The organism is Xanthomonas sp. BRIP62409, assembly GCF_003992965.1.
GTDB classification, from domain to species: Bacteria; Pseudomonadota; Gammaproteobacteria; order Xanthomonadales; family Xanthomonadaceae; genus Xanthomonas; species Xanthomonas euroxanthea.
This window is the reverse complement of record NZ_QEZJ01000014.1, coordinates 212,278-231,612: the sequence shown is the minus strand read 5'-3', so window position 1 is coordinate 231,612 and position 19,335 is coordinate 212,278. Positions and strand designations below refer to the sequence as shown.

At 66.9% G+C, this 19,335-nt stretch carries 12 protein-coding genes; 11 read left to right on the top strand and 1 reads right to left on the bottom strand.

The genetic code is table 11. From position 1 onward, the window contains the following. The first annotated feature begins 1 nt into the window (after position 1). The 9 genes from EO170_RS04435 to EO170_RS04395 all read left to right on the top strand — a co-directional run bounded on the left by EO170_RS04435 (position 2) and on the right by EO170_RS04395 (position 13,753). Positions 2 to 784: a ParA family protein gene (locus tag EO170_RS04435; protein ID WP_126942747.1), complete on the top strand. Its 783-nt coding sequence runs from the start codon at positions 2 to 4 to the stop codon at positions 782 to 784. Beyond that, a complete protein-coding gene (locus EO170_RS04430; protein WP_126942744.1) occupies positions 781 to 2,115 on the top strand; it encodes a chemotaxis protein CheW in 1,335 nt (444 codons plus the stop codon). Before EO170_RS04435 ends, EO170_RS04430 begins: the two co-directional genes overlap by 4 nt. Before the next feature lie 103 nt (positions 2,116 to 2,218). Then, the gene (locus EO170_RS04425) at positions 2,219 to 2,527 is read left to right on the top strand and encodes an STAS domain-containing protein (protein WP_026064926.1); all 309 of its coding nucleotides are present in this window, start codon (positions 2,219 to 2,221) and stop codon (positions 2,525 to 2,527) included. After that, positions 2,524 to 2,889, top strand: coding sequence for a response regulator (locus tag EO170_RS04420; protein ID WP_002806565.1), 366 nt, complete (start codon positions 2,524 to 2,526; stop codon positions 2,887 to 2,889). Before EO170_RS04425 ends, EO170_RS04420 begins: the two co-directional genes overlap by 4 nt. A gap of 32 nt (positions 2,890 to 2,921) precedes the next feature. Continuing rightward, the gene (locus tag EO170_RS04415; protein WP_016904976.1) at positions 2,922 to 4,925 is read left to right on the top strand and encodes a chemotaxis protein CheA; all 2,004 of its coding nucleotides are present in this window, start codon (positions 2,922 to 2,924) and stop codon (positions 4,923 to 4,925) included. Between the two features lie 454 nt (positions 4,926 to 5,379). After that, the gene (locus EO170_RS04410; protein WP_047125429.1) at positions 5,380 to 5,907 is read left to right on the top strand and encodes a hypothetical protein; all 528 of its coding nucleotides are present in this window, start codon (positions 5,380 to 5,382) and stop codon (positions 5,905 to 5,907) included. A 357-nt stretch (positions 5,908 to 6,264) separates the two neighbouring features. Then, positions 6,265 to 8,442: a methyl-accepting chemotaxis protein gene (locus EO170_RS04405; protein WP_126942741.1), complete on the top strand. Its 2,178-nt coding sequence runs from the start codon at positions 6,265 to 6,267 to the stop codon at positions 8,440 to 8,442. 51 nt (positions 8,443 to 8,493) lie between these two features. Then, on the top strand, positions 8,494 to 11,286 hold the full coding sequence (locus EO170_RS04400; RefSeq protein WP_164740898.1) for a methyl-accepting chemotaxis protein: 2,793 nt from the start codon (positions 8,494 to 8,496) through the stop codon (positions 11,284 to 11,286). Between the two features lie 211 nt (positions 11,287 to 11,497). Further along, positions 11,498 to 13,753 (top strand): methyl-accepting chemotaxis protein, encoded by a 2,256-nt coding sequence (locus EO170_RS04395; RefSeq protein WP_126942738.1) that lies wholly within the window; start codon positions 11,498 to 11,500, stop codon positions 13,751 to 13,753. A gap of 211 nt (positions 13,754 to 13,964) precedes the next feature. On the opposite strand, the gene EO170_RS04390 is transcribed toward EO170_RS04395, so the two are convergent. Beyond that, entirely contained in the window at positions 13,965 to 14,150 is a 186-nt protein-coding gene (locus EO170_RS04390; RefSeq protein ID WP_126942735.1) for a hypothetical protein, read from the bottom strand. On the opposite strand from EO170_RS04390, the gene EO170_RS04385 reads away from it, so the two are divergent. Continuing rightward, on the top strand, positions 14,149 to 16,401 hold the full coding sequence (locus EO170_RS04385; RefSeq protein WP_126942732.1) for a methyl-accepting chemotaxis protein: 2,253 nt from the start codon (positions 14,149 to 14,151) through the stop codon (positions 16,399 to 16,401). The genes EO170_RS04390 and EO170_RS04385 overlap by 2 nt on opposite strands. A 107-nt stretch (positions 16,402 to 16,508) precedes the next feature. Beyond that, positions 16,509 to 18,983 (top strand): methyl-accepting chemotaxis protein, encoded by a 2,475-nt coding sequence (locus EO170_RS04380; RefSeq protein WP_126942729.1) that lies wholly within the window; start codon positions 16,509 to 16,511, stop codon positions 18,981 to 18,983. The last annotated feature ends 352 nt before the right edge of the window (positions 18,984 to 19,335 follow it).

Here is a 19,335-nt window from a genome sequence, read left to right as displayed (position 1 = left end):
GATGCGTATCTGGGCAATCGCCAACCAAAAGGGCGGCGTCGGCAAGACCACCACGACGCTGGCATTGGGTCGCGGCCTGGCCGCGCTCGGCCACCGGGTATTGTTGATCGACCTCGATCCGCACTCCTCCCTCACCCGCGCGTTCGGTGTGGCGATCGACCCGCCGCCGCGCGGTGTGCTGGACCTGTTCGGCACCCCGCCGAGCGACCTGGCCAGCCTGGCCCATGAAAGCGCCATCCCCGGCCTGTCCTATGTGTGCGCGCAAGCCGCACTGGCCACGCTGGAACGCCGCAGCGCCAACCAGCCCGGCCTGGGCCTGGCGCTGCAGAACGCGATGACCCGGCATGCCGGCCAGCACGACTACATCCTGCTCGACTGCCCGCCCACGCTCGGCCTGCTGATGATCAACGCCCTGGCCGCCTGCGACCGCGTGGTGGTGCCGACCCAGGCCGAGCCGCTGGCGCTGCATGGCCTGGCCAGCATGGTGCGGACTGCCGACATGGTGCAACGCTCGCGTCGCCGCGCGCTGCCGGTGTCGATCCTGCCGACCCTGTTCGACCGTCGCACCCGCGCCGGCACCGAGACGCTCAAGGAGATGCAGGACACCTATGGCGCCGTCGTCTGGGAAGACGCGGTGCCGGTGGATACCCGAATCTGCAATGCCGCCGCGTTGACCGTCCCCGCCACCGGCGGCGACTACCAGGGCCGCGGCCTGTCCGCCTATCGCCGCGCGCTGGAATGGGTGCTGACCGATGACGCGATGCGTATGGAGCAAGCTGCATGAGCAACCACACCGCCAACGGTGAGCTGGACGATTATCTGGAAGGCCTGCTGCACGATGCCGGCGTCGAGCCCACTGCCCCGGCTGCCACTGCCACCGTCGCGGCGGCACCGGCAACTGCCGAGGCAGATCTCACGCTGGCTGAAGCGCCGGTGCAGGCTGCCGCGGCCCCCGAAGCCGCCGTTGTTTCCGAAGCGGCCACGTCCAACGCGATCGCCGCGGTGCTCAGCGCCGATGCGATCGCCGCCGATTTCCTTGCCGAAATGGATGCCGACCCGGCCTTCGGCCCGCCGGTGGTCGCCGCGCCCAGCGCCGCGGACATCGCCGCCGATTTCCTCGCCGAAATGGATGCCGACCCGGCCTTCGGCCCGCCGGTGGTCGCCGCGCCCAGCGCCGCAGACATCGCCGCCGATTTCCTCGCCGAAATGGACGCCGACCCGGCGTTCGGCCCGCCGGTGGTTGCCGCGCCCAGCGCTGCAGACATCGCTGCCGATTTCCTCGCCGAAATGGATGCCGACCCGGCGTTCGGCCCGCCGGTGGTCGCCGCGCCCAGCGCTGCAGATATCGCTGCCGATTTCCTCGCCGAAATGGATGCCGACCCGGCGTTCGCCACGGCGGCGCCCAGCCCGTTCATGAGCACCGCCGACCTGATGGCCGAGATGGACGCAGACCCGGCCTTCGCCAGCGCTGCCTCCGGCGCCGACCTGCTGGCCGCCGATCTGCTGTCGGAGATGGATGCCGACCCGGCCTTTGCCGATGCCGCACCCGCCGCGCCGGCACCTGCGCGGCCTGCGCCGGCACCGATGCAGGCACCGCACCGCGCGCCGCCGTCGCCGATCTATCCGCAAGGCCTGCAGGCACTGCTGGCCCCCGGCCAGGCCGAGCACATCCAGGCCGAGCGGCGCGCGGCCGAACGCAGCACGCGCTGGCTGCGCCTGCGCTGCGGCGAACAGACCTATGCGCTGGAATTGCTCAAGGTGCAGGAGGTGGTGCTGCCGGTGCCGCTGCTGCCACTGCGCGGCACCGCCAGCGCGATGCTCGGCATCATGAACCTGCGTGGCCAGGTGGTGCCGGTGATCGACCTGGGCATGCATCTGGGCTCGGCGCCGATCAACATGGATCTGCAGACGCGCGTGGTGGTGCTGGAGGAAAACGGCGAGACCATGGGCCTGCGCGTGTCGGCGGTGGAAGACGTCACCAGCCTGACCGATCAGCAGATCGAACCACCGGACAACGCACGCCTGTGCCGCATTTCCAACAACCTGTTCCGCGGCGTCGCGCGGCTGGGCCATCAGCCGATGATCCTGCTCGATGCCAGCCATTTGCTGCATTGATCCGGCACGCAGCTGACGCGCACCTGCACGCGCAACGATTCACCGTTAAAGCTTTCCCGCCGCCCGCCGTTAGTACGCATAGAACCATCCGTTCGGAGCAACAATGAGCACAGTGACATTGGGTGAGGATCTCGGCATCGAGACCAGCGCCGACCTCAAGCAGAAGCTTGCCGCGTTCCTGGCCCAGGACGGCGAGGTGGTGCTCAATGCCGGCGACGTCCGGCGTATCCATACCGCCAGCGTGCAGTTGCTCTGTGCCTTTGTGCAGACCCGCCGCCAGGCGGGGTTGCATACCGAATTCGATGGCTGCAACGACACTTTTAGAGATGCGGCCCGTCTGCTCGGCGTCACCGACGCGCTCGGACTTTCCGCATCCAATGACAACCTGAAATCTGTGGAGAACGCCGCATGAGCGCACGTATCTTGGTGGTGGACGATTCGGCGTCAATGCGCCAGATGGTCTCTTTCGCCCTCACCTCTGCCGGCTTTGCCGTCGAAGAAGCCGAGGACGGCGCCGTGGCGCTGGGCCGCGCGAAGGGCCAACGCTTCAACGCGGTGGTGACCGACGTGAACATGCCCAACATGGACGGCATCTCGCTGATCCGTGAGCTGCGCCAGCTGCCGGACTACAAGTTCACCCCGATGCTGATGCTCACCACCGAGTCGGCGGCCGACAAGAAGTCCGAAGGCAAGGCCGCCGGTGCCACCGGTTGGCTGGTCAAGCCGTTCAACCCGGAACAGCTGATCGCCACCGTCCAGAAAGTTCTGGGTTAATTCCACTTGCCTCACCATCGGATGTCACGCCCATGAGCATGGACCTGCAACGTTTCCACGCCACCTTTTTCGAGGAAAGCCGCGAAGGGCTGGACGCGATGGAGGCCGGGCTGTTGTCCCTTGAAGAGGGCAACCGCGACCCGGAAATCATCAACTCGGTGTTCCGCGCCGCGCACTCGATCAAGGGCGGCGCCGCCACCTTCGGTTTCGAAGCGGTCGCCGGCCTGACCCACGTGCTGGAGACGCTGCTGGACGAGTTGCGCTCCAACAAGCGCCAGCTCGAGCCCAATGCGGTCGATGCCATGCTCGGCTCGGTCGACGTGCTGCGCGCGCTGCTGCGCGAAGCCGAACACGGCACCCCGGCCGACCCGGCCGCGGTCAAGGCCGTGCATACCCGTTTGAACGCGGTGCTGGCCGGCGAAGCGCCGACCGCCGCGGCGGTGGCCAAGCCGAAGGAAGAAGAACCCGAGGCCTGGCATATCGGCTTCACCCCGGCGCCGTCACTGTTCATGAGCGGCAACGACCCGCTGCGCATCATCCGCGAGCTCGAGCACCTGGGCCCGCTGCAGATTGCCGCGCGCCTGGAGCGCATGCCGGGCTTTGAGAACATCGACCCGCTGGAAGCCTACCTGGCCTGGGATCTGGGCCTGATCGGCAAGATTCCGCGCAGCAAGATCGAAGACACCTTCGCCTGGGTGGTGGACGATTGCGAGCTGGACATCCGCCCGATGGCGGTGCCCGGCCCGCCGCCGAGCCTGGCCGTCGAAGCCGCCGCTGCGCCTGTCGCCGTCGCTGCGGCACCTGCCGCCGCTGCCGAACCTGCCGCCGCCGCTGCCACGCCGGCCAAGGCCGCCGCAGCCGAAGCGGAAACCTCGATCCGCGTCAGCGTCGACAAGGTCGATGCCCTGATCAATCTGGTCGGCGAGCTGGTCATCACCCAGGCCATGCTCAAGCAGGTCTCCACCGGCCTGGATCCGGCGCATGCCGAACAGCTGTTCGCCGGCCTGGATCTGCTCGAACGCAATACCCGCGACCTGCAGGAAGCGGTCATCGGCGTGCGCATGCTGCCGGTGGACGCGGTGTTCCGTCGCTTCCCGCGCCTGGTCCGCGACCTCTCCAGCCGCCTCGGCAAGCAGGTCCGCCTGCGCACCATCGGCGAAGGCACGGAACTGGACAAGGGCCTGATCGAAAAGATTGCCGATCCGTTGGTGCACCTGGTGCGCAACTCGATCGACCACGGCCTGGAAATGCCCGATGCGCGTCGCGCCTCCGGCAAGGACGAAACCGGCACGATCACCCTGGCGGCCTCGCACCAGGGCGGCCATATCGTGATCGAAGTCAGCGACGACGGCCGCGGCCTCAATCGCGCCAAGATCCTGGAAAAAGCCGCCGAACGCGGCATCGCCGTGCCGGACAACCCGACCGACGCGCAGGTGTGGGACCTGATCTTCGCACCGGGTTTCTCCACCGCCGATGCGGTGACCGACCTGTCCGGTCGTGGCGTGGGCATGGACGTGGTCCGCCGCAACATCCAGGGCCTGGGTGGCGAAGTGCAGCTGGAAAGCAACGCCGGCAGCGGTACCCGCGTGCTGATCCGCCTGCCGCTGACCCTGGCCATCCTGGACGGCATGACCGTCTCGGTCGCCGGCGAAACCCTGATCCTGCCGCTGGCCTACGTGCTCGAGGCACTGCAACCGGCGCCGGAAGACATCCGCTCGATGGCCGGCGACGGTCGGGTGCTGCGGGTGCGCGGCGAGTACTTGCCGATCCTGTCGCTTACCGACTACTACGGCTTCGGCGGGCAGCAGTCTTCGCAGGAACCGCTGGTGGTGGTGGTCGAAGGCGACGGCCAGAAGATCGCGCTGGAAGTGGATGAGCTGCTCGGCCAGCAACAGGTCGTGGTCAAGAACATCGAGAACAACTACCGCCGTATCCCGGGTGTCTCAGGCGCCACCATCCTGGGCGATGGCCGGGTCTCGCTGATCGTGGACATCGGCGGGCTGGTGCGCTCCCTGCGTGTGCCGCAGGCCGCGTAACACGCCAGGCCACGCACCAAGCGCGGTGTGGCTCCTTCTCCCACGGGAGAAAAGGCCGCAGATTATGTGCGGTCACGACAAAGCCCTGGCAGCGATGCCGGGGCTTTTCATTTCTGCCAGGCACCGCAGTGCCCGGCGCAGTCCTGCAATTGCGCACCTGCCCCGCGACGCGTGCCGCATGGCCTGCAGCCGCTGCCCCGGCGTGTCGGAACATGTCCGGCGCAGCGCCTACCCACGCGCGCAGGGCCAACCACGAAGACGCTCAACACGCCCCGATCCTGCCGGGGCGTTCTGCCATCTGGCAGCGACCGACAGACGCACGCCCGTTCGCAATACCCCTACGTTTCCCCCGCAAACGTGCCGTCCGTCGAAAGGTGATCAAGCGCGCGCCGCGGCGGCCGATACAGGGAGCAATGAGGGCTGCCTGGCCCGCGCCACGTCGAAGGAAGTCCGCATGCCCACCGTCAACTCACCACGCGCTGTCCGCCACCTGCTGGGCTCGGTGTGCGCCGCCGCGCTGCTGGCTGCCAGCATCTCGCTGCCGCCGTCTTTTGCAGCACCGGCCGCGCCGGTGTCGGTCCTGCTGGACAACGTGCCGGTGAACGCGCTGCAGTCCCTCGCCATCGACCTGGTGCAGTTGCGCGACGAGCAGCGGGCGCAGCTTGCCGCAGCGCATGACCCCGCCCGCATCGAGGCCTACGACGAGCGCCTGGGCAACCTGCGTCAACGCATCGCACGGCATGCGGGCTACGTCCAGGCCAGCGCGCCACAGGGCGAGCAGGCGCGCCAGTTTGCGCTGGTGCAGCAGCAACTGGGCCAGTATCTGGCGCAGCAGCGCCAGGCCAACCGCGCCCTGCATGCCGGCGACCTGCAGGCTGCGCAGGCCTTGTCGCTGGACCATGCAGGCGACGCACGGCTGTGGACGCAACTGCACACCCTGCAGCAATCGATGGCCAGCGTGGGCACAACGCAACGCCACTGAGCATTGCACGCCTCGCGACCGCGATAGTCGCAGCGGCGTCGTAGGCTCTCCAGCCAGCCAGCCAGCCAGCCCCGCGCTGCGCGACGTGCGCCGAAGCGCCGGCCTGCGCTGCAGGTCCCGTCGCCCTCGTGCGCACTGCCTTGGCCAGCGGGTCCACGGGCCGCGTGCCCTGCCCGGCCCGATACGCGCCGCCGCATCGCCATGGCAACCGTATGACGCCCCCAAGGTGCGGCTGGCGCACCTGCAAAAACGCACTGAAAAACGCCCTCACGCCGGCTGTCGCGCACTGCTCAACATTTTGGGGATCAGGTCGCTATTCGACTTACCTCGGTCACATTCCTTTGCTGGATACCTGCCATGACCTTCAAGACCACGATTGCAAACACGCTGGCCAACGTACCGCTGAAGCGCAAGTTTCTGGCGCAGACCGCGCTGGTGGCGCTGGGCATCATCGTGCTGGCGGTGATCGCCGCACGCTTGCAATACGTGGATCTCACCGATACGCGCCGCGACGGGCTCAAGAGCCAGATCGAAATGGCCATCGCGGTGGTCAATGGCTATGCCGAGCGCGCCGAGAAAGGCGAGATGGATGTGGACAGCGCCAAGAAGGCCGCGCTGCATACCTTGTCCACCATGCGCGCACGTGGCGGCGTGGATTACATCTACGTCACCGACCAGACGCCGGTGATGCTGATGCACCCCACCCGCCCGGACCTCATCGGCAAGCCGCTCAACGATGTGCTGAGCCCCGACGGCAAGCGCATCTTCCCGGCCTTCGTCAGCGCGGCGCAGGCCGGCGGCGGCTACGTCGATTACGCCTGGGCCAAGCCCGGCGAAAAAGACCCGGTGCAGAAGACCTCCTACGCCTCGCTGTACAAGCCGTGGGGCTGGGTGATCGGCACCGGCGTGTATCTGGACGACACCCAGGCGCAGGCGCTGGTCTTCACCGGCATCGTCACCCTGGCCGGCGGCGTGCTGGTGCTGCTCAACCTGCTGGTGGGCTGGCTGATCGGCAATTCGGTGCTGGAGCCGGTGTCGCGCGCGCTTGCCGCCATCAAGGGCGTGGCGCGTGGCGATCTGAGCGTGCGCACCGCCCAGCATGGCAGCGATGAAATCGGCCAGATGCTCAAGGCCACCGACGACATGGTGCATACGCTGGAGCGCTTCTCCGCGCAGACCAAGGTGATGATGCACATGCACGCCGGCGAAGACGTCAGCCACCGCATGCCCACCGATTTCCCCGGCGTCTACGGCGAGCTGGCCGGCGGCATCAACACGATGATCTTCGAACACCTGGACGCCATCATCGATGCGATCGGCATCCTCAACGAGTACGCGCAAGGCGACCTGTCGCGCGACGCCGCGCGCCTGCCCGGTACCCGGGCGGTGCTGCACGAAGCGATGGATGCGGCCAAGGCCAGCCTGCTGGCGATCAACACCGAGATCAAGCGGCTGGCCCAGGCTGCGGCCAACGGCGACTTCAGCCAGCGCGGCGATGCCACGCGTTTCAGGCACGACTCGGCGCGCATGATCAACGACCTCAACGCGATGATGGACGTCAGCGACCGCAACCTGGGCAAGCTGTCCGAGCTATTGGCCGCGCTGGCCGAGGGCGACCTCACCGCGCGCCTGGACGGTGAGTTCCACGGCGTGTTCGCGCGCATGCGCGATGATGCCAACACCACCGCCACGCAGCTGGCCGGCATCGTCGGGCGCATCCAGCAGGCCGCCGGTGCCATCACCGGGTCGGCCAGCGAGATCGCCGCCGGCAACAACGACCTGTCGCAGCGCACCGAACAACAGGCAGCCAACCTGGAAGAAACCGCCGCCTCGATGGAAGAGCTCACCTCCACGGTCAGGCAGAACGCCGAAAGCGCGCGCCAGGCCAACCAGCTGGCAATCGGCGCCGCATCGGTGGCCTCGCAAGGCGGCCAGGTGGTCAGCCAGGTGGTGGACACCATGTCCGGCATCCAGACCTCGTCGAAGAAGATCGCCGAGATCATCTCGGTCATCGATGGCATCGCCTTCCAGACCAACATCCTGGCCTTGAACGCAGCGGTGGAAGCCGCCCGTGCCGGCGAACAGGGCCGCGGCTTTGCCGTGGTTGCCTCCGAGGTGCGCACGCTGGCGCAGCGCTCGGCCGGCGCGGCCAAGGAGATCAAGCACCTGATCGACGATTCGGTCGGCAAGGTGGCGCAGGGCTCGGCGCTGGTGGATCAGGCCGGCAAGACCATGGCCGAGATCGTGTCCTCGGTGCAGCGCGTGACCGACATCATGAGCGAGATCTCTGCCGCCTCGCAGGAGCAATCGGCCGGCATCGAGCAGGTCAACCTCACCGTCACCCAGATGGACGAGAGCACCCAGCAGAACGCCGCGCTGGTGGAAGAAGCCACCGCCGCCGCCGCCGCCATGCAGCAGCAGGCGCAGCAGCTCGACGAGGCGGTGTCCAGCTTCCGGGTGACCGCGGTCTCGCCCGTGCAGCGCGGCCCCGGCCGTGGTGCCGCGCGCGCGGAGGCCCTGCGCGTCGCCAGCTGATCGCCACCAGATCGCTCTCCCGTACCACCTCCTCACTTCGAAGCCACGCCCATGCCCTCGCCCCCCACGCAATCCCGCTCCGGCGGCAGTCTGGCGTACCGCCTGATGCTCGGCGCCGCGGTCGCTGCATTGCTATGCTTCGGCCTGACCGCGGCGATCAGCTACTGGCAAAGCAGTCGCGCGTTGATCGCTTCGGCACAGACCACGATGCAGGGCGCGGCGCGCTATCAGGCCGAGCAGATCGGCAGCGAGCTGGGGCAGGCATTCACCACTGGCCAGTCGCTCGCCAGCGCCCTGCTGGCGCAGCGTGCGCATGGCGGGGTGAGCCGCGAGGCGGCGGCGGCGATCGTGCACGACGCGTTGCAGAACCATCCCGAATGGGTGGGCATGGGCACCTTGTGGGAACCGCAGGCCTTCGACGGCAAGGACGGCGACTATGTCGATGCCCAGGGTCACGACAGCAGCGGTCGCTTCATGACCTACTGGGCCTACAACGGGCAGTCGCTGATCCGCGAGCCGTTGGTCGGCTACGAAAAGCCCGGCGACGGCGACTGGAACCTCAAACCGCGCGAGCTGGGCCGGCAGATCGTGGCCGGCCCCTACGATTACCAGATCGGCGGCAAGCCGGTGCTGATGACCACCTTGTCCACGCCCATCATGGATCAGGGCAAGTACGTGGGCGTGGTGTCGGTGGATTTCGCCCTGGCCGCGTTGCAGAAACGCCTGAGCGCGTTGCGTCCGATGGACGACGGCTATGTCGAGCTGATCTCGCCGGCCGGGGTGATTCTGGCCTCGCGCGACGCTGCGCGGATCGGCAAGCCGGCCGACGGTGCCGACTACCGCGCGATGCTGGAGGCCACCAGGGCCGGCAAGGACTATCTGGACTTCACGCCGGACGCCGCCGGCACGGTCAGCGCCTATGTGCCGTTGCAGATCGGCCACGCGCAGGAGCGTTTTGCGCTGGGCGTGGTGGTGCCGTATGCGGCGATCATGCAGCAGGCACATCGCCTGTTGTGGACCATCCTGGCGGTCGGCCTGGGCTCGGCGCTGGTGCTCAGCGTTGCGCTGTTCGCACTGTTGCGCCGTCAGGTGGTGGGCCCGCTGGATGCCGCTGCAAAGGTGGCAGGTGCCATTGCCTCCGGCAAGCTGGACAACCAGATCGCCGCGCAGCGCCAGGACGAGGTGGGCCGCCTGATGGGCGCCATGCAGCGCATGCAGACCGACCTGCGCCAGCGCATCGAACGCGATGCGCAGATCGCCAACGAAAACCTGCGCATCCGCACCGCGCTGGAACATTCGGAGATGGAAGTGCTGCTGGCCGACGAGCAGCACACGGCGGTGTTCATCACCCAGGCGCTGCACAACTCGTTGAAGCGCAGCGAAGCGGCGTTTCATGCCAAGGGCCAGCAGGGCTTCAGCGCCGATGCGGTGGTCGGCAATCCGCTGGACTATGTGTTCGGCACCGATGCCGACGGCAAGGCACGCTTGCAACGCCTGCAACAACTGCAGTCCACCACGTTGGAGCGCTACGCCTTCGGGCCGGTGACGCTGGATCTGAGCATGACCCCGCTGTACGCCGCCGATGGTCATCGCAGCGGCAGCATGCTGCTGTGGCGCAATGTCAGCGCCGAGGTCAGCACGCAGGCAGAGGTCGCCGCGCTGGTGCAATCGGCGCTGATGGGCGACTTCGGCCAACGCCTGGCATTGGACGACAAGCACGGCTTCTATCTGGAATTCGGCCGTCAGCTCAACGGCCTGCTGGAAACCACCTCGCAAGGCCTGGAACGTATTTCCCGCCTGCTCAGCGCGCTGGCCGAGGGCGACCTCACCGTGCGCATGGACGGACAGTTCCAGGGCGTGTTCGCCCGCATGCGCGACGATGCCAACGCCACCGTGGCGCAACTGACCGGCATCGTGGCGGGCATCCAGACCTCGGCCACGCAGATCAACGCGGCCGCCAGCGAGATTGCCGCCGGCAACAGCGACCTGTCACAGCGCACCGAACAACAGGCCGCCAACCTGGAGGAAACCGCCGCCTCGATGGAGGAGCTCACCTCCACCGTCAAGCAGAACGCCGAGCACGCGCGCCAGGCCAACCAGCTGGCGATCGGCGCGGCCGATGTCGCCTCGCATGGCGGCGCGGTGGTGGCGCAGGTGGTCACCACCATGTCCGGCATCGAAGTCTCGTCGAAGAAGATTGCCGAGATCATCTCGGTCATCGACGGCATCGCCTTCCAGACCAATATCCTGGCCTTGAACGCGGCGGTGGAAGCGGCGCGTGCCGGCGAACAGGGCCGTGGTTTCGCCGTGGTCGCCACCGAAGTGCGCACGTTGGCGCAGCGCTCGGCCGGCGCGGCGAAAGAGATCAAGCAGTTGATCGACGACTCGGTGGGCAAGGTCGCGCAGGGCGCGTCGCTGGTGCAGCAGGCCGGCACCACCATGGCCGAGATCGTGGCCAGCGTGCAGCGCGTGACCGACATCATGGGCGAGATCTCCGCCGCCTCGCAGGAGCAGTCCAGCGGCATCGAGCAGGTCAACCTCACCGTCACCCAGATGGACGAAGCCACCCAACAGAACGCGGCCCTGGTGGAAGAAGCTACCGCCGCCGCACGCGCGATGGAAGAACAGGCCGGCCAGCTGACCGATGCGGTGGCGGTGTTCAAGCTCAGCCACGTCGGTGGGCCGGCGGCGATTGCCGCTGCCGCCACACCCGGCGTCAGCCCGGTTGCGCCCTCCACACGGCCGCCGACCGGCAACAAGCGCGCTGCCATGCCGCCGCGTCCCCCTACCCGCAAGTCGCCCGGCCGTGCCGCCGGCAACGACAGCCAGTGGCAGGATTTCTGAGTGCAGCGGCGCTGCCCTGACCGGGGCGGCTCCCGTGCACCGTCAGCGCCACCGGCGTGCGCACCCTGCCCGCCACGGCCGCGTTGCCGGCGGCTGATCGCCGCACACACCGGCTGGCGGCCCTACCGTTCATCCTTCAAAAATAAAGAATCAGGCCGGGCAGCCGTTAGCGTGCTGGAGAGCATCCCTGCGCAATGTCCCGGAGTCACTGATGAACAAGTTCAACGATTGGCCAATCCGCCGCAAACTGATGGTTGCCTTCTGCCTGAGCGCCGTGCTCACCGCCTTGCTGGGCGGCCTGGGCTATTCACGCATGCGGCAGATGCAGCAGCAGGCAGTGCTGATCAATGAGGATGTCGTCCCGATCCTGAGCAAACTCTCGGAGCTGCGTGCCTTCGGTGGCGAATTCCGTATCTACGAATCCGGTCAGTTCGTCAATCTCGAGGATCCGGAACGCTATGCCTACTTTCTCACCCGCATGGATGATATCCAGGGCAAGTACGCGCAGACACAAAAGGCGCTGGCAGCGAAGATCGACGCTGCGTCGCCGCTCAAGGCCGCGTACACCAAGCTTGCCGAACAAAGCGCGAGCTACTTTCAAGCCAACAAGACGCTGCGTACGCTCTACAAGCAGCCCGACTATGCGGCGGCAGTGCTTGCAAACAAGCAATCCGGTGACATTCGCAAGGAATTGTTCGAGACGATCGACAAAATGTATGCCGAGCAGTCGACCGCGCTGGCCAACATGGTTGCCGCCAGCAGCGCCTCGTTCAAGCTGACCAGCGCGGTGTTGCTGCTCGGCACGCTGCTGATGGCGGCACTGTCGGTAACCTTTGGCTGGCTGATCGCTCGCAGCATCACCAATCCGCTGTCCAAGGCGCTGGGCGCCATCAAGGCGGTCTCGCGCGGCGACCTGAGCGTGCAGGTCCACAAGACCAGCAACGACGAGATCGGCCAGATGCTCGAGGCCACCAGCGGCATGACGCAGATGCTGCGCCGCTTCAGCGACGAGACCGCGCGCATGTCACACCTGCATGCGGCCGAAGACATCACCCACCGCATGCCGGAGGATTTCCCCGGTGTGTACGGCACGCTGGCCGGCGGCATCAACACGATGATCTTCGAGCATCTGGATGCCATCACCGACGCGGTGCGCATCCTCAACCAGTACGCACAGGGCGACCTGACCCAGGACGCACGCCGCCTGCCGGCCAGCCGCGCGATCCTGCATGAAGCGATGGATGCGGCCAAGGCCAGCCTGTTGTCGATCAATACCGAGATCAAGCAGCTGGCGCAGGCCGCAGCCGCCGGCGACTTCAGCGCACGTGGCGATGCGGCGCGCTTCAAGTACGACTTCGCGGTGATGGTGGCGGATCTGAACTCGATGATGGAGGTCAGCGACCGCAATCTGGGCAAGCTGTCGCAGCTGCTCGGCGCGGTGGCCGAAGGCGACCTGACCGCACGCATGGACGGGCAGTTCCACGGCGTGTTCGCGCGCCTGCGTGACGATGCCAATGCCACCACCCAGCGCCTGACCGATATCGTCGGCCGCATCAAGCACTCCACGCTGGCCATCAACACCGCTGCCGGCGAAATCGCCGCCGGCAACAACGACTTGTCGCAGCGCACCGAGCAGCAGGCCGCCAACCTGGAAGAAACCGCCGCCTCGATGGAAGAGCTCACCTCCACGGTGAAGCAGAACGCCGAGCATGCGCGCCAGGCCAACCAGCTCGCCATTGGTGCGGCCGACGTGGCCTCGCACGGCGGCGCCGTGGTCAGCCAGGTGGTGGACACCATGTCCGGCATCCAGACCTCGTCCAGGAAGATCGCCGAGATCATCTCGGTCATCGACGGCATCGCCTTCCAGACCAATATCCTGGCCTTGAACGCGGCGGTGGAAGCGGCGCGTGCCGGCGAACAGGGCCGTGGCTTTGCCGTGGTCGCCTCCGAGGTGCGCACGTTGGCACAGCGTTCTGCCGGCGCCGCCAAGGAAATCAAGAGCCTGATCGACGATTCGGTCAGCAAGGTGGCCGAAGGCTCGGCGCTGGTGAACCAGGCCGGCAGCACCATGAGCGAGATCGTCTCCTCGGTGCAGCGCGTCACCGACATCATGAGCGAGATCTCCGCCGCCTCGCAGGAACAGTCGGCCGGCATCGAGCAGGTCAACCAGACCGTCACCCAGATGGACGAGGCGACCCAGCAGAACGCCGCACTGGTGGAAGAAGCCACCGCCGCCGCACGGTCGATGGAAGAACAGGCGCAACAGCTCACCGAGGCGGTCGCCTTGTTCCGCCTGTCAGCCGAACTCGAAGCAGTGACCCGCGCCACGCCGGTGGTGCGCCAACTCGCTGCCAAGCGGCCTGCCGCGGCCAGCGCACCGGCGCCTAGGCCGCAGGTCGCCAGGCCGGCGGCACGTGCTGCCGTGGCGTTGGCTCCGTCCAACGAATCGGACTGGGCCGAGTTTTAGGCCACGCCGCAGCGGCCGCTGCACTGGCCGCCGTCAAACGCAAGCCGCGCTCTCCAGAGCGCGGCTTTTTTTATGCCGCGCCACGCTTTTTAAAAGGCGCATCAACCCGATAACAAATAAAGCAGCATTCGAATAACTTTTTATTTATGTAGCAATACGATTATTGTCGAGTCCGCCGTCATCCCCCGCCGATAACGATTACACAAACCGATCAATTCCATTCTCGCGATTTATTATTTTTCACAAGCCTGACCGCGTTATATATTTTTTTGATATCGAGGTATTCAGCGATGCTGTCGTGCGCCGTTACTGCGCATAGCGACATGTGACGCAGACACTGTTCGGCGTCACCTGATCGCTCCCATCCATTGCGCACCGCCTGCCGGGAATTGATCATGACTGCATTTCTTCAACGCTATAACGTCGGCCCCCGACTGGCGGCGGCATTTGCCGTGCTGATCGTTCTCTCCGCCCTCATTGCCATTATCGGCTATCGCGGGCTGAGCTCGGCACGCACCCTGGTCGACGATCTGGTGCACCAGAACATGGTGAAGATTCGCCTGTCCAACGACATGATGAATGCCAACTACATTATTGCGATGCAGATCCGCAATGTGGTTTTGCCAACCAGCAGCGAAGATAATCTCAAGTTTATCGAGACCATCCAGGCTGCGCGCGCCGACTATTCCAAGGCACGCGAAGCACTGTATGCGATTCCACCGTCTGACCAGGGCCGGGAGATCCGCGCAGAAATCGATCGCCGCCGCGCCGTGGTCAAGGTACTCAACGACCAGGTCATGGACCTGGTCCAGACCGGCCATAGCGATGAGGCCCTGCCCTTGCTGCTGACCAAGGCCGCACCGGCGATGCAGCAGTGGCAGGACAAGATCGCCGAGAACATCGCGCTGCAGAACACGCTGTCGGCCGAGGCCTCCGCCGTTGCGCTGCAATCGATGGACGACTCGCGCAAGCTACTGATCGCCGGCTCCCTGCTGGTGGTGCTGCTGAGCGGCGTGCTGGGCCTGCTGATCACCCGCAGCCTGACCCAGCCGCTGAGCCGGGCCACCCGCGCGGCCGAATCGATTGCCGGCGGCAAGCTGGACAACGACGTCGACACCCAGTTCAACGACGAAAGCGGCCGCCTGCTCAAGGCGATGAGCAAGATGCAGCTGCAGTTGCGCAACCTGCTCGCCGCCCAGACCGACATGGCCCGGCGCCACGACGATGGCCAGATCAGCTTCCGCATCGATGCCGACGCCTTCCCCGGCGAGTACGGCCGCATGGCGCATGACACCAATACGTTGGTGGGCTCGCACATCGCGGTGAAGCTGCGTCTGGCGCAGATCATGGGCCGCTACGCGATCGGCGACCTGTCCGAGGACATGGAGAAACTGCCCGGCGAAAAGGCCGTGCTCAGCGAGACCATGGCGCAGGTCAAGGTCAATCTCGGCGCAATGAATACCGAGATCAAGCACCTGGCAGTGTCGGCGGCCAACGGCGACTTCAGTGCCCGCGGCGATGCCGAGCGCTTCCAGTACGACTTCCGCCTGATGGTGGAAAGCCTCAACAACCTGATGTCCACCGCCGACGGCAATCTGCAGTCGCTGTCCAGCCTGCTGCAGTCCATCGCCGCCGGCGACCTCACCGCGCGCATGAGCGGCGACTTCCGCGGCGTGTTCGCGCAGATGCGCGACGATGCCAACGCCACGGCCACGCAGCTGGCCGAGATCGTCAGCGGCATCAAGGCCTCGGCGGTGTCGATCAAGGGCGCCGCCAGCGAGATCGCGGCCGGCAACCAGGATCTGTCGCAGCGCACCGAACAGCAGGCCGCCAACCTGGAGGAAACCGCTGCCTCGATGGAAGAGCTCACCTCCACCGTCAAGCAGAACGCCGAGAGCGCACGTCAGGCCAACCAGCTCGCCATCGGCGCGGCCGGTGTGGCCTCGCAGGGCGGCGAGATCGTCAGCAGGGTGGTCGAGACCATGAGCGGGATCGAAGCCTCCTCCAAGAAGATCGCCGACATCATCTCGGTCATCGACGGCATCTCGTTCCAGACCAACATCCTGGCCTTGAACGCGGCGGTGGAAGCGGCGCGTGCCGGCGAACAGGGGCGCGGGTTTGCCGTGGTCGCCTCGGAAGTGCGGACGCTGGCGCAACGCTCGTCGGCGGCCGCCAGGGAGATCAAGGGGCTGATCGACGACTCGGTGCAGCGTGTCTCCGAGGGGTCGGTGCTGGTGCACAGCGCCGGCAAGACCATGGGCGAGATCGTCTCCAGCGTGCAGCGGGTCACCGACATCATGGGCGAGATCTCCGCCGCCTCGCAGGAGCAATCCTCGGGCATCGAGCAGGTCAACCAGACCGTCACCCAGATGGACGAGACCACCCAGCAGAACGCCGCGCTGGTGGAGGAAGCCACTGCCGCCGCACGGGCGCTGGAAGACCAGGCCACCCAGCTCACCGACGCCGTTGCGGTGTTCAAGACCGATGCCCATGCCTATGCCAAGGCTCCGGTGCGCACCGTGCCGCCGCGCCCGGTGGTGACTCCCGCGCTGAAGGCCAAGGTGGCAGCGGCCGGACGCACCGCCGCGGCCAGGCCGCGCATGGTCGTCACCGCGCCCAGCAACGACACCAGCTGGCAGGAGTTCTGAGCCAAGCGGGCACAACAGTCTGAATGGAGCCGGCCGGCGCGACACCGGCCGGCTCAAGGCACAACGGTGATCGGCCGATAGGCTGCGTACGCCTATGAGACGCATCCATGATCACCTCGCCCGTGCCGTCGCCACCGACCGCCCCACGTTCTGCGCATCGCTGGAGCAGCCGCTGGGATGATCTGGCGATCGCCAGGAAGCTTGGTGTGATCGGGATGCTGGCGCTGGCCGGCTTGGTCATTCCGGTGCTGCTGTACAGCGGCAAGCTCAATGAAAGTGTGGCCATCAGCAGCAACGAGTTGCGCAGCTACGCGCCGCTCGAACAGATGCTGGGGCTGATCACCGATCTGCACGCGGCCCACGTGGACAGCGGCGGCACCGCCCGCGCCGCGGCCGAGCGCGCCGAGCGCGATCTGCAGCGCCTGCTGGCAACCACGGCAACCATGCCGGGCTTCGAACGCAGCCAGAAGGCCCTGCTGGGCCTGCAGCAACGCCACGTCGCCGCTGCCGCTGCAAACGGCTACGCCGCCGTCAGCGAACAGGCGTTTGCCGCACTCGATGCCCTGCGCGACGACAGCCAGCTGGTCTACACCCCGTATATCGAGAGCTACCACCTGGTGGTGGCCACGCTGATCTACAGCCCCGATGCCACCGAGTCGCTGACCCGGCTGGATGCGGCCAGCGACCCGTCGCAGGCGACCGGCAGCCGCGCCATGCTGGGAGAACAGCTCAACCAGCTGGCGCGCAGCCACCGGCGTTTCCGCCACGAGCTGGACAAGGCGATCGGCCTGCTGGAACAGCCCGACCCCGCGCTGGCCGATGCCGCCAAGGCCGAAACCGCGCGTGCGAACGCGGCGCTGGCCGCACTCGGCACCGCGCTGGACGGCAACGACGCCAGCGCCGATCTCCAGTGGAACGCTGCGCTGGACGCGCTCGGCCAGGCCATGCAAGCGCTCAGCAGCGTCTCGCTGCAGGCCTTGCAGCGCCAGTCCGAACGTCACCTGGCCGATGCCCGCAACGCGATGTGGCAGGCCATCGCCGGACTGTCGCTGCTGGCGGTGCTGATCGCGGCGCTGGGCTGGTCCACCCTGTCCAGGCTGACCCGCAATGTGCGCCGCGCCGCTGCGGTGGCGGCCAATATCGCCCAAGGCCAGCTTGGCGAGCCTATCGCCGCGCCCAGCCGCGATGAAACTGGCCAGCTGCTCGACAACATGCGCCGGATGCAGGAGCAGCTGCAGCGCGTGCTGGCCGCGCAGAGCGAGATGGCGCAACGCCACGATGCCGGCCAGATCAGTTACCGCATGGACGCCGATGCCTTTCCGGGCGCCTACGCCAGCATGGTGCACGACACCAACGCCCTGATTGGCTCGCATATCGCAGTGAAGATGAAACTCGCCCAGATCATGTCGCGCTATGCAATCGGCGACCTGAGCCAGGACATGGACCGCCTGCCCGGCGAGAAAGCCGTGTTCAGCGACACCATGGATGCAGTCAAGGCCAACCTGTCGGCAATGAACAACGAGATCAAGCTGCTGGCGCAGGCCGCCGCCAACGGCGATTTCAGCGTGCGTGGCGATACGCAGCGCTTCCAGCACGACTTCCTGGCCATGGTCGACAGCCTCAACCAGCTGATGGCCACCGCAGACGGCAATCTGGGGGCGTTGTCCGACGTGCTGCAGGCCATCGCGGCAGGCGACCTCACCACCCGCATGCAGGGCGACTTCCACGGCGTGTTCGCGCAGATGCGTGACGATGCCAATGCCACCGTGGCGCAGCTGGCCGATATCGTCGGACGCATCCAGCGCTCCACCGACGCCATCAACGCTGCGGCCAGCGAGATCGCCGCCGGCAACCAGGACCTGTCCCAGCGTACCGAGCAGCAGGCCGCCAACCTGGAGGAAACCGCCGCCGCGATGGAAGAGCTCACCTCCACCGTGCGCAGCAACGCCGCGCACGCGCGGCGCGCCAGCGAGCTGGTGGTCGGCGCAGCCGCGGTGGCCTCGCAAGGTGGCACGGTGGTGGGCGACGTGGTCGGCACCATGGCCGGCATCCAGGCCGCGTCCCGGAAGATCGCCGACATCATCTCGGTCATCGACGGCATCGCGTTCCAGACCAATATCCTGGCCTTGAACGCGGCAGTGGAAGCGGCCCGCGCCGGCGAACAGGGACGCGGCTTTGCGGTGGTCGCCTCGGAGGTGCGCACGCTGGCGCAGCGCTCGGCCGGCGCGGCCAAGCAGATAAAGCAGCTGATCGACGATTCGGTGAGCCGGGTCGAGCAAGGCAATGTGCTGGTCAGCCAGGCCGGTCGCACCATGCAGGACATCGTCGACTCGGTGCACAGCGTCACCGAGATCATGCACGAGATCAGCGACGCCTCGCAGCAGCAGTCGCAGGGCATCGAACAGGTTGGCCAGACCGTCGCGCAGATGGACCAGGCCACCCAGCAGAACGCCGCGCTGGTGGAAGAAGCCAGCGCCGCCGCACGTTCGATGGAACAGCAGGCGCAGCAGTTGCGCGATGCGGTGTCGGTGTTCCAGCTGCACGCCGCCGTGATGCCGGCCCGACGCGTGCGTGCCGCCTGACGCCCCTGTGTGCGGAGTTGTGTACGCGCGCGGTGGGCGACGCCGCGCGCACGGGGCCAGTCACACCGTGCACTCGTGCTGCGCGGTCACTGGCCGCGGTGTCTGCTACGTGGTCGCCGGCCGCGGTGTCTTGACCGAGACTGGCTGAGCCACCCCGCCTGCGCCTGCGATCGCGCACTGCAACCGGTTCGCAACCGAGGCAGTGGCGCCGCCTCACCGTTGCGGACTCGCTCAACTGCCTAGCGCAGGTTAGATGCCTGCCGCAGCCAATAGCCCGCCTGCGCATACGGCGGCATGATCACCAGGCAGCTGCATCGCTCAAACGGCCGGTGCCGTCCGCCCGTCTGTCCTT

Excerpts from the sequence above, each read along its gene's own strand:
- EO170_RS04435 (WP_126942747.1), top strand. The coding sequence starts at position 2 with ATGCGTATCTGGGCAATCGCCAACCAAAAGGGCGGCGTCGGCAAGACC.
- EO170_RS04430 (WP_126942744.1), top strand. The coding sequence starts at position 781 with ATGAGCAACCACACCGCCAACGGTGAGCTGGACGATTATCTGGAAGGC.
- EO170_RS04425 (WP_026064926.1), top strand. The coding sequence starts at position 2,219 with ATGAGCACAGTGACATTGGGTGAGGATCTCGGCATCGAGACCAGCGCC.
- EO170_RS04420 (WP_002806565.1), top strand. The coding sequence starts at position 2,524 with ATGAGCGCACGTATCTTGGTGGTGGACGATTCGGCGTCAATGCGCCAG.
- EO170_RS04415 (WP_016904976.1), top strand. The coding sequence starts at position 2,922 with ATGAGCATGGACCTGCAACGTTTCCACGCCACCTTTTTCGAGGAAAGC.
- EO170_RS04410 (WP_047125429.1), top strand. The coding sequence starts at position 5,380 with ATGCCCACCGTCAACTCACCACGCGCTGTCCGCCACCTGCTGGGCTCG.
- EO170_RS04405 (WP_126942741.1), top strand. The coding sequence starts at position 6,265 with ATGACCTTCAAGACCACGATTGCAAACACGCTGGCCAACGTACCGCTG.
- EO170_RS04400 (WP_164740898.1), top strand. The coding sequence starts at position 8,494 with ATGCCCTCGCCCCCCACGCAATCCCGCTCCGGCGGCAGTCTGGCGTAC.
- EO170_RS04395 (WP_126942738.1), top strand. The coding sequence starts at position 11,498 with ATGAACAAGTTCAACGATTGGCCAATCCGCCGCAAACTGATGGTTGCC.
- EO170_RS04385 (WP_126942732.1), top strand. The coding sequence starts at position 14,149 with ATGACTGCATTTCTTCAACGCTATAACGTCGGCCCCCGACTGGCGGCG.
- EO170_RS04390 (WP_126942735.1), bottom strand. The coding sequence starts at position 14,150 with ATGATCAATTCCCGGCAGGCGGTGCGCAATGGATGGGAGCGATCAGGT.
- EO170_RS04380 (WP_126942729.1), top strand. The coding sequence starts at position 16,509 with ATGATCACCTCGCCCGTGCCGTCGCCACCGACCGCCCCACGTTCTGCG.